We start from the raw sequence: 10197 nt of genomic DNA, 5'->3' as shown, positions 1-10197 counted from the left end.
GGGGTCTATCCCTCGTTACCGCGAGGGTTAGACCCCTTTAATTTTAGATCTGGCGAAGCGGTTGTTTCCGGGAAGTAACCCCTCACTGGGGTTTGTATTTTAAGGGTCTATCCCCTGTGTAATCGCAGGGGTTAGACCCTGGCAAGAAAGCATTCGGGGTGAATTTCAAGGGTCTAACCCTCGCATTAACGAGGGATAGACCCTTGAAATTCCGTTCCCAGTGAGGGATTGCTCCGGGAAAGTTTGACTTTTGTTTTTTAATGTGGTAATTATATTCTGTTTGGGGGATATATAACTCCAAAATTTTTAATTTTGATTTTTTAATTTTAAATTTGTTAAGATGGCAACCATTCATCAACTGATAAAACACAAAAGGACGAAGCGCGTGCATAAAACCAAATCGCCGGCGCTGGCGTTTGGTTTCAACACTTTGAAAAATCGGGGCCGGAATTACAGTTCGCCTTTGAAGCGCGGCATTTGCACCAAAGTGTTTACTTCGACTCCCAAGAAACCGAATTCGGCGTTGCGCAAGGTGGCCAGGGTGAAGCTCACCAACGGCATGGAAGTCACGGCTTATATCCCGGGCGAAGGCCACAAATTGCAAGAACATTCCATCGTTTTGATTCGCGGCGGCCGCGTGAAAGATTTGCCGGGCGTGCGCTACCATATCGTGCGCGGCAAGCTTGATTGCACCGGAGTGGAAAAACGCAAGCAGGAGCGTTCCAAGTACGGAGTCAAAAAGGGCAAGTAAAAATTTCTAATTTCGAATCTCGAATATCGAAACTCGAAACAAGCACGAATTTTCAAATTTCGAAACGAATTCAATACCCGTTTTGAACATTATAATTTTGAACATTCGGATTTGTTTCGGATTTCGAGCTTCGTGTTTCGAATTTAGCTTATTATGAGCGGCAAGAAAAATACAAAAAAAGAAATTGCTCCGGACGCGATTTATAACAGCGTTTTAATTTCCCAGATCATTAATCACATAATGAAAAAGGGCAAGAAGAACGCGGCCAAGAAGATCGTTTACGGCGCTTTGGATATAATGAAAGAGAAAACCCAGAAAGATCCGCTGGAAGTTTTCAATTTGGCTTTGGAAAACGCCCGCCCGCTTTTGGAAGTTAAATCCCAGCGCGTCGGCGGCGCGACCTATCAAGTGCCCAAACCGGTGGTCAAGGAAAGGGGACAGGCGCTGGCGGTTCGCTGGCTGCTTGAATCGGCGCGCAAAAAGAAGGGCCAGCCGATGAAGATCAAATTGGCCGAGGAGCTGATCGGCGCGGCCAATAACACGGGCGTGGCCATCAAGAAAAAAGAGGATACGCACCGTATGGCCGAGGCAAACCGAGCGTTCGCACATTTCAAGTTTTAATTTTAAAAGAAAAAACGGAAAGGCGGACATCGCCTTTCCGTTTTTTGCGGAATATTATTAAATTTAAAATTGAAAAATCAAAATGGAAAATGACAACGCAGAGTTGTAAAATGTCCATATCGCGGCATTTTTAAATTTTGCATTGTCATTTTGATTTTTGATTTTTACATTTTGTATTTTTATGGCAAGACTTGCTCCAATTGAAAAATATCGCAATTTCGGCGTAATCGCTCATATCGATGCCGGCAAAACCACCACATCCGAGCGGATTTTGTTTTACACCGGCTTGTCGCACAAGATCGGCGAGGTGCACGAAGGCGCGGCCATTATGGACTGGATGGCGCAGGAGCGCGAGCGCGGCATTACCATCACTTCGGCGGCAACGACCTGTTTCTGGTCTCCGGGCGAATATTTAAGCAAGCAGAAAACCAACGAACACCGTTTTAATATTATCGATACCCCCGGACACATCGACTTTACCGCCGAAGTGCAGCGCGCTTTGCGCGTTCTGGACGGCGCGGTGGTGGTGTTTGACGGCGTCGCGGGTGTCCAGCCGCAATCCGAGACCGTATGGCGCCAGGCAGACAAATATTCCGTGCCGCGCATCTGTTTCATCAATAAGATGGATAGGACAGGCGCCAGCTTTGAACGCAGTTTGCAGTCCATTTGGAAAAAATTGAACAAAAACGCCGTGGCCGCGAATATTCCGATCGGAGAAGAAAGCGCGTTGAGCGGCGTGGTTGATCTGCTGACGATGAAAGCGGTGCGTTTTAACGGCGATAACGGCCAAGATGTGGTTGAGGAAGAAATTCCGGCGGATATGGTGGAAATGGCCAATGAATGGCGCGCCAAATTGATTGAAAAGATCGTGGCGGAAGATGAAACTTTAATGAACAGCTATCTGGCCGGGGAAGAAATCGCTTTGAACGATCTGCGCCGGGTTTTGCGCGCGGCCACGATGAAGGGAACGATCATTCCGGTATTTTATGGTTCGTCCCTGAAAAACACCGGCGTTCAGCCGGTGCTTGACGCGGTTTGCCATTACTTGCCCAGTCCTTTGGATTTGCCGCCGGTGAAAGGTATGGAGGTGAAGGGCGAGGCCGAAGTTTTGCGCGGACCTTCCGACGATGAACCGTTCACGGCGCTGGCGTTTAAAGTGGCGGCGGATCCGTATGTCGGGACGCTGACATTCTTCCGGGTTTATTCGGGTTATTTGAAAAAAGGGTCCTATGTTTTAAACACGACCACGGGAGAGAAGGAAAGGATCGGCCGTTTGTTGCGGATGTATGCCAATGACCGTACCGAGATCGATGATGTGTATGCCGGCGATATTGCCGCGACCGTTGGCTTGAAAAACACTTCCACCGGGCACACCCTTTCCGACGAAAACCATCCGATCATTCTTGAAAAGATTACTTTTCCGGAGCCGGTTATTTCGATTCGCATCGAGCCCAAAACCAAAGCCGATCAGGAGAAGATGGGTTTCGCGTTGAAGAAGCTGTCCGATGAGGATCCGACTTTCCGCGTGGAAACCGACCAGGAAACAAACGAGATTATTATCCGCGGCATGGGCGAATTGCATCTGGATATTTTGGTTGATCGGATGCGCCGCGAATTTAAAGTTGAAGCCAATGTGGGACGCCCGCAGGTGGCATACAAAGAAACCATCAAAACCAATTCCGAAGCGCAGGGTAAATTCGTCAAGCAATCCGGCGGCCGCGGCCAGTACGGCGATGTATGGATCAGGCTCGAGCCCAAGGAACGCGGCGAAGGATTTGAATTCGCGGACGAGATCAAAGGCGGCGTCATTCCCAAAGAATATATCAAACCGACCGAGAAAGGCATTGAGGAAGCCATGGCCAAGGGCGTGGTGGCCGGTTATCCGATGGTGGATATGAAAGCGACGCTATACGACGGTTCGTTCCACGAAGTTGATTCGTCGGAAATGGCGTTTAAGATTGCCGGCTCGATGGCGTTGCAAACCGCGGCCAGAAAAGCCAATCCGATATTGCTTGAACCGATAATGAAATTGGAGGTGACGATTCCCGAAGAATTTTTCGGAGATGTGATCGGCGATCTGTCGTCGCGCCGCGGCAAGATTGAAAATTCCGACGACCAGATGGAAAGCAAAATCATCAATGTGAAAGTGCCGCTGGCGGAAATGTTCGGTTATGCCACGAATCTGCGTTCGCTGACGCAGGGCCGGGGAACATTCACGATGGAATTCGACCATTACGAAGAAGTTCCCGGCAATGTCGCCCAAGAAGTTATTTCGGGGAAGAGGAAGTAAATTAAAACAATTTCGAATATCGAATATCGAAATTCGAAACAAGCACGAATTTTTAAATTTTCAAAACGAATTTAATGCCCGTTTTGAGCATTATAATTTTGAAAATTCGGATTTGTTTCGGATTTCGTGCTTCGGGTTTCGGATTTTTCGCAAGGGATTTGACTTTTTCCCGAAAATGAGTAAAATAAGATTGTTGCGATTTTTTGTATTTTTTAATTTAAGTTTTTAACTATATTTATAACAAAAAACCTATGGCAGAAAAAGAAAAATTCGTCAGAGGCAAATCTCATTTGAACATTGGCACCATCGGCCATGTCGACCATGGCAAGACCACTTTGAGCGCGGCGATTTTGCATTCCTTAAACTTGAAAGGAAACAAGGTGGCGATGAAGTCAATCGATCAGATCGATTCGGCTCCCGAAGAGAAACAGCGCGGCGTGACGATTAACATCGCGCATTTGGAGTATGAGACCGACAAAAGACACTATGCCCACATTGATTGCCCGGGACATGCCGATTACATCAAAAATATGATCACCGGCGCGGCGCAGATGGATGGCGGTATTTTGGTGGTTTCCGCCAATGACGGCGCGATGCCGCAAACCCGCGAGCACATTTTGCTGGCGCACCAAGTCGGTTTGCCGTCCTTGGTGGTGTTTCTGAACAAATGCGATATGGTGGATGATCCGGAAATGATTGATTTGGTGGAATCCGAAGTGCGTGAATTATTGAAGAAATACCATTTCCCCGGAGATGAAATTCCTTTCGTGCGCGGGTCCGCGCTGAAAGCGCTTGACGCGAAAACCGTTGATGATCCGGCGGTGAAACCGATCCTTGATTTAATGAATAAAGTTGACGAGTATATCCCCGAGCCGGTGCGCGACACCGACAAGCCTTTCCTGATGGCCGTGGAAGATGTGTTTTCGATCGCCGGCCGCGGAACCGTGGCAACGGGCAGAATCGAACGCGGCATCGTGCATGCCAACGAAGAAATTGAATTGGTTGGCATCAAACCCACCTCCAAGAGCACGGCGGTTTCGATCGAAATGTTCCAGAAAATTTTGGATGAGGGCCGGGCGGGCGACAATGTGGGTATTTTGTTGCGCGGATTGAAAAAGGAAGATGTTGAACGCGGCCAGGTGCTTGCCAAGACCGGCTCGATCACTCCCCACACCGAATTCGCTTCCGAAGTTTACATTTTGACCAAGGAAGAAGGCGGCCGCCACACTCCGTTCTTCAGCGGTTACAAGCCACAGTTTTATGTTCGCACCTGCGATGTGACCGGCGAGGTAACTTTGAATCCCGGAGTTGAAATGGTGATGCCCGGCGATACGGTCACTTTCAATGTGAAATTGATCAATCCGATCGCGCTGGAAGAGAAATCCAAATTCGCCATCCGCGAAGGCGGCAAAACCGTGGGTGCGGGCGTGGTAACCAAGATAGTAAAGTAAGCCAAAGCCGGTATCGCGTATGATTAATCTCGCGATTAACAAAACTTTTAAAAGGAAATTCCAAAAGCAAATTTAATGGAATTGCAGACAAATGGCATCAACGATTACAAAGAAAAATAAAGAGATCAAGGAAACTTCCAGGCCCAAATTGAGGATTAAGCTTCGGGCATACGATCACAAGGTGGTTGATAATTGCACCAAGCAGATCATTGAGACGATAAATCGTTATGGCGCCGAGATTCTTGGGCCGATACCGCTTCCGATCGAGATTCACAAATACACCGTGAACCGGTCGACATTTGTCCATAAAGACGCGCGGGAGCAATTCGAGATTCGGGTGCACAAGCGTTTGCTGGACATCGTGAATCCGACGCCCAAGGTCATTGATTCGCTTCGGAATCTCACTTTGCCGGCGGGCGTGGATATTGAGATTAAAATGTAATCGTAATAATCGCTTTTGGATTCGGTATATTGAAATCAAATATTAAAGAAATAGCCATAGTTGGGACCGGGCTATGCCCGGTTTTCCATTGTTAAACTGCCAACATGAAATTCATTTTAGGAAAAAAAATCGGAATGACGGAGATCTTCGCCGCCGGCGGCAAAAGGATGCCGGTTACGATGATCGAGGCCGGACCTTGCCGGGTGACGCAATTAAAGACCAAGGAAAACGACGGTTACGCGGCGGTGCAGTTGGGATTTGGCGATATTGATTCAAAGCGCGTCAAAAAGAGCCAGGCGGGAAAGCCGTTTCGGACCATTAAAGAATATCGGGGCGTTGACGGCGGTTTGGATTTGAAAGCCGGCGATTCGGTCAAGGTGGACAGTTTCAAAGAGGGAGATGTCATTAAAGTTTCCGGCCTTTCCAAAGGCAAGGGTTTCCAGGGGGCGGTTAAAAAGCATGGTTTTAAAGGAAGACTTTCCTGCACGCACGGTACCAAGCACGAATTGCGCAATGTCGGTTCGGTGGGAATGGGCGGCGCGGCGATCCGCAAAGGGAAGAAGATGCCGGGACGGATGGGCGTTGACCGGGTTACCGTGAAAAATTTGAAAATCGTGATGGTTGACGCGGAAAAGAATTTGATGGCAATTTTGGGCGCGGTTCCGGGAAGAAAAGGAACATTATTGGAAATACGCGGATAAAATCCGAAGCACGAAATTCGAATGTTCGAAACAAATTCGAATTTTCAAATATCGAATGACCGAAACGGAATTCCAGTTTTAAACATTCGAATTTTGAAAATTAGAAAATTGTTTCGGATTTCGAACATTCGATATTCGAAATTATTAAGTTTTATGCAAGTTACGACATACAATCAAAAAGGGGAAGCCGCGGGGACGATTGAACTTCCGAAAGATTTGTTCGAAGTCAAGATGAACCGGGATTTGGTTTATCAGGTGGCGACGACCCAGATGAATAACCGGCGGCAGTCAACGGCGCATACGAAAGGCAGGGGCCAAGTATCCGGCGGCGGCAAGAAACCGTGGAGGCAGAAGGGTACCGGCCGCGCGCGCCAGGGATCGATCAGATCGCCGCAATGGCGCCATGGAGGAGTGGTTTTTGGCCCGACCAATGAAAAGATTTACGGCGGAAAAATCAACAAGAAAATGAGACGAAAAGCCTTGGCGATGATATTGACGGCCAAAGTTTCGGCCAATTCGCTGTTCTTTTTGGAAAGTTTGGCGGTCAGCCAGCCCAAAACCAAAGAAATGCTCCGAGTTTTGGAAAGCGTCAGAAAAGTCAACGATAATTTCAAAAAGGGAAAGATAATGATCGCATTGCCCGCGGCGGCCAAAAACGAAATTTTGGCGAGCCGCAATCTTGCCGATGTGAAAACGATTGAAGCGGCCAAGCTCAATGTTCTTGATTTGTTGAATACCAAATGTTTGTTGATGCCGGTGGGAGCGATCAGCGATATTGGCGCGATCGCGGCCAAAAAGCCGGCCGAAAGCAAGAAAAAGGAAGCGGTAAAGATCGTCAAAACCGTGAAGAAACCCGTGAATAAAAAGAAATAGTTATGGCAATCACCGACATATTCAAAAAAGAGGGCGGCAAATATTCCGGCGTTAAAAAAGGCGCGGCGGTAAAAAAAGAAAAAAAAGCCGTCGCCGCCAAAACGGGCGAGAGCGTTAAAACCGTTCGCAAGGTCAGCGGACAGGCAATGCGGGTTTTGGAACACGCGCATGTGACCGAAAAGGCTTCAAAGCTTGTGAAAATCAACCAGTATGTTTTCAAGGTGGCAAGCGGCGCGAACAAAAAAGAAGTTGCCCGCGCGGTTGGGAATTATTACGGAGTGGAAGTCACGGGCGTGAATGTGGTGAATGTCCCCGGCAAGCGGCGCCGGCGCGGCCGCGGAATTGTCACGGAACCGGGCTATCGCAAGGCGATCGTGAAAATCAAGGAAGGCCAGAGCATTGAAGTTTTGCCCAAATAGAAAAAGCGCGAAGCTAAAAGCGAAAAGCGCGAAGTGAAAATACGAATTCGAATTCTTCCTTTACGCTTAAAGTTTATATATGAAAACCCAATTATCCAAAAAAAGGCCGGAAAAGCATTTGCTGAGGCCGTTAAAAAGCAAGGCCGGCAGGAATTTTTCCGGTCGGATCACGGTTCGCCATCGCGGCAGCGGCGTCAAAAGGATGTACCGCGTGGTTGATTTTGGACAGGAAAAATTCGGAATCGCGGGAAAAGTGATCGCCATGGAATACGATCCGAACCGCACCGCGTATCTGGCATTGGTGAAATACGATGACGGGGACCGGCGCTATATTTTGGCGGCCGACGAATTGGCGGCGGGGGCAGACATCATTTGCGGCGAAACCGCGGCGATTAAAACCGGCAATCGCGTAATGTTGAAAAATATTCCGGTCGGCACCGAAGTTTTTAATATCGAATTACAGCCCGGAAAAGGCGGGAAGATGGTAAGGTCCGCCGGATCGGCGGCGCGGGTGATGGCCACCGAAGGCCAATTCGTCCAATTGCAGATGCCTTCCAAAGAAGTGAGGAAAGTGCCGGCGGAATGTTACGCGTCGATCGGCAAGGCTTCGCATCCGGAATACCGATTCGAGAATTATCATACCGCGGGCGCGATGAGAAGGAAAGGATGGCGGCCGACGGTGCGCGGTTCGGTGATGAATCCCTGCGACCATCCGCATGGCGGCGGCGAGGGACGGACGGGTATCGGATTGAGGCATCCCAAGACTCCGTGGGGCAAACCGGCAATGGGCGTCCGGACCCGCAATCCGAGAAAGTGGACCAGCAAGTTAATTGTTAAACGAAGAGCGAAATAAATAAAAGCACGAAATCCGAAGCACGAAATCCGAAACAAACCCGAATTTTCAAATAATCAAACTGAATTTCATATTTCGAATTTCGATATTCGATATTCAAATTTAGAAAAAATATGGCACGAAGCTTAAAAAAAGGTCCTTTCGTGGACGAGAAGTTAATGGAAAAAGTCAAAAAGGGCGGCATCGCGGTTATTAAGACTTGGTCGCGCCGGAGCACGATTGTTCCCGAAATGATCGGGCTGGCGTTCGCGGTTCATAACGGCAAAGAATTCATTTCGGTCAAGCCCAATGAAGAAATGGTGGGGCATAAGCTGGGAGAATTTTCTCCGACGACCAAATTCCATCGCCACGGCGGGAAGATGCAAAAGGATCTTGAAGCCAAGCAGGCGAGCGCCGGAGCGGCAACCGTCGCGGCATCGACAAAGAAGAAATAGAGAAAGCGCGAAGCTAAAAGCTGAAAAATCAAAATCAAGGAATAATATATCGTTAAAATTTTCATTTTCCCGCCAGAGGCGGGTGCGCCTCAGGCGCAGATATTTAAATTTTGATTTATTAATATGGCAATCACGGTAAAATTACGAAATTTAAAGATCACCGCCCGGAAAGTGAGGATGGTGGCGGATCTGGTGAGATATAAATCGACGACCGAGGCCGAAGCGATTTTGAGATTTACCGCCAAGAAGGCCAGTTTGCCGATATTGAAGCTTTTGCAATCGGCAATGGCGACGGCGAAGAATACTTATAAATTGGATCCGAATAATTTTTATATTGATCGATTGATGGTCAACGACGGCCCGATGTCGGAAAGAGTTTTTCCCAGATCGCGCGGCCGCGCCGACAAACTGCAAAAAAGAACGGCCCATATCACGATGATACTTAAAGAAAAGTTAAAAGTTGAAAAATCAAAAATCAAAATCAAAGAATAATTATATATCGAAATTTTTCAAAGAAAAATTTTAAATCGATAATTTTTATTTTCCCGCCAGAGGCGGGTGCGCCTCAGGCGCAGATATTTAAATTTTAAATTTGCTATTATGGCTCACAAGGTTCACCCAAAAGGATTCAGAATAAAAGATAGCTCGGGATGGTATTCCCGCGGTTATTACGAAAAGAAATTTCCCGCGATGTTGGAAGAAGATTTTCTGATACGCCAATTCCTTCACAAGCGCCTCGCGGGCATCGGCATTTCCGAGGTCGAGATCGACCGGTTTCCCGGCAAAATGAATGTGATAATTTCATGCGTGCGCCCGGGTCTTATTATCGGCCGCCAGGGGCAAGGGATCGAGGAGTTGCGGAAGAAATTGGAGAAATTGATTTTCAAGGGCGCGAAAACCGGCAAAACAAAAAAGAACGGCGCGGATTTGCGCGTTGAAATCAGAGAAATCACGAATCCTTGGGCGTCGGCGGCTTATATCGGCCAATCAATCGCGGCGCAAATCGAGAAGCGGATGCCTTATTTGAAGGTTCTGAAACAATCGATAGAGAAGGCTATGGGTTCGCGGGATGTGCAGGGAGTGAGGGTTCAGGTGGCGGGAAGGTTGAACGGTGTTGAAATCGCGCGCACGGCGTGGCTTGGCAAGGGGCGTTTGCCGCGGCAAACCATTAGGGCCGATATTGATTACGAGCTGACCGAAGCGCATTGCACCTACGGCGTTATCGGAATAAAAGTGTGGGTGTACAAAGGGGAAAAGCTGTAAAAAATTAAAAGTTAAAAAATCAAAGATCAAAATTAAGGAAAATATATATCGTTGAAATTGTAAACAATTTCAACACAACAATCTTGCATTTTGATATTT

General features: G+C 47.9%; 12 protein-coding genes. All 12 read left to right on the top strand.

Translation table 11 applies throughout. From position 1 onward, the window contains the following. The first annotated feature begins 340 nt into the window (after positions 1–340). The 12 genes from rpsL (at position 341) to rpsC (ending at position 10098) form a co-directional block, all read left to right on the top strand. Complete coding sequence (gene rpsL, locus L7H18_03990) at positions 341–751, top strand: 30S ribosomal protein S12 (protein UMX47580.1); 411 nt, start codon at positions 341–343, stop codon at positions 749–751. 153 nt (positions 752–904) lie between these two features. Beyond that, complete coding sequence (gene rpsG, locus L7H18_03985) at positions 905–1372, top strand: 30S ribosomal protein S7 (GenBank protein UMX47579.1); 468 nt, start codon at positions 905–907, stop codon at positions 1370–1372. Positions 1373–1553: 181 nt separating this feature from the next. Then, positions 1554–3662, top strand: coding sequence for an elongation factor G (gene fusA, locus L7H18_03980; GenBank protein ID UMX47578.1), 2109 nt, complete (start codon positions 1554–1556; stop codon positions 3660–3662). A 251-nt stretch (positions 3663–3913) separates the two neighbouring features. Further along, positions 3914–5113, top strand: coding sequence for an elongation factor Tu (gene tuf, locus L7H18_03975; GenBank protein ID UMX47577.1), 1200 nt, complete (start codon positions 3914–3916; stop codon positions 5111–5113). 91 nt (positions 5114–5204) lie between these two features. Further along, positions 5205–5555: a 30S ribosomal protein S10 gene (rpsJ, locus tag L7H18_03970; GenBank protein ID UMX47576.1), complete on the top strand. Its 351-nt coding sequence runs from the start codon at positions 5205–5207 to the stop codon at positions 5553–5555. A 104-nt stretch (positions 5556–5659) separates the two neighbouring features. Next, positions 5660–6256, top strand: a complete 597-nt coding sequence (gene rplC, locus L7H18_03965) for a 50S ribosomal protein L3 (GenBank protein ID UMX47575.1) — start codon at positions 5660–5662, stop codon at positions 6254–6256. A gap of 153 nt (positions 6257–6409) precedes the next feature. Next, positions 6410–7129 (top strand): 50S ribosomal protein L4, encoded by a 720-nt coding sequence (rplD, locus tag L7H18_03960; GenBank protein UMX47574.1) that lies wholly within the window; start codon positions 6410–6412, stop codon positions 7127–7129. A 2-nt stretch (positions 7130–7131) separates the two neighbouring features. Then, positions 7132–7548, top strand: a complete 417-nt coding sequence (gene rplW, locus L7H18_03955; GenBank protein ID UMX47573.1) for a 50S ribosomal protein L23 — start codon at positions 7132–7134, stop codon at positions 7546–7548. Between the two features lie 79 nt (positions 7549–7627). Beyond that, a complete protein-coding gene (rplB, locus tag L7H18_03950; protein UMX47572.1) occupies positions 7628–8401 on the top strand; it encodes a 50S ribosomal protein L2 in 774 nt (257 codons plus the stop codon). A 113-nt stretch (positions 8402–8514) separates the two neighbouring features. Beyond that, a complete protein-coding gene (rpsS, locus tag L7H18_03945; protein ID UMX47571.1) occupies positions 8515–8835 on the top strand; it encodes a 30S ribosomal protein S19 in 321 nt (106 codons plus the stop codon). A gap of 123 nt (positions 8836–8958) precedes the next feature. Beyond that, positions 8959–9327, top strand: a complete 369-nt coding sequence (gene rplV, locus L7H18_03940) for a 50S ribosomal protein L22 (protein UMX47570.1) — start codon at positions 8959–8961, stop codon at positions 9325–9327. A gap of 108 nt (positions 9328–9435) precedes the next feature. Continuing rightward, positions 9436–10098, top strand: coding sequence for a 30S ribosomal protein S3 (gene rpsC, locus L7H18_03935; protein ID UMX47569.1), 663 nt, complete (start codon positions 9436–9438; stop codon positions 10096–10098). Positions 10099–10197: the final 99 nt, after the last annotated feature.

The sequence above is a fragment of the Candidatus Nealsonbacteria bacterium DGGOD1a genome (assembly GCA_022530585.1).
Lineage (GTDB): Bacteria > Patescibacteriota > Minisyncoccia > Minisyncoccales > UBA5738 > UBA5738.
The sequence above is the reverse complement of the archived record's forward strand: the minus strand, read 5'-3'. Positions and strand labels throughout refer to the sequence as shown.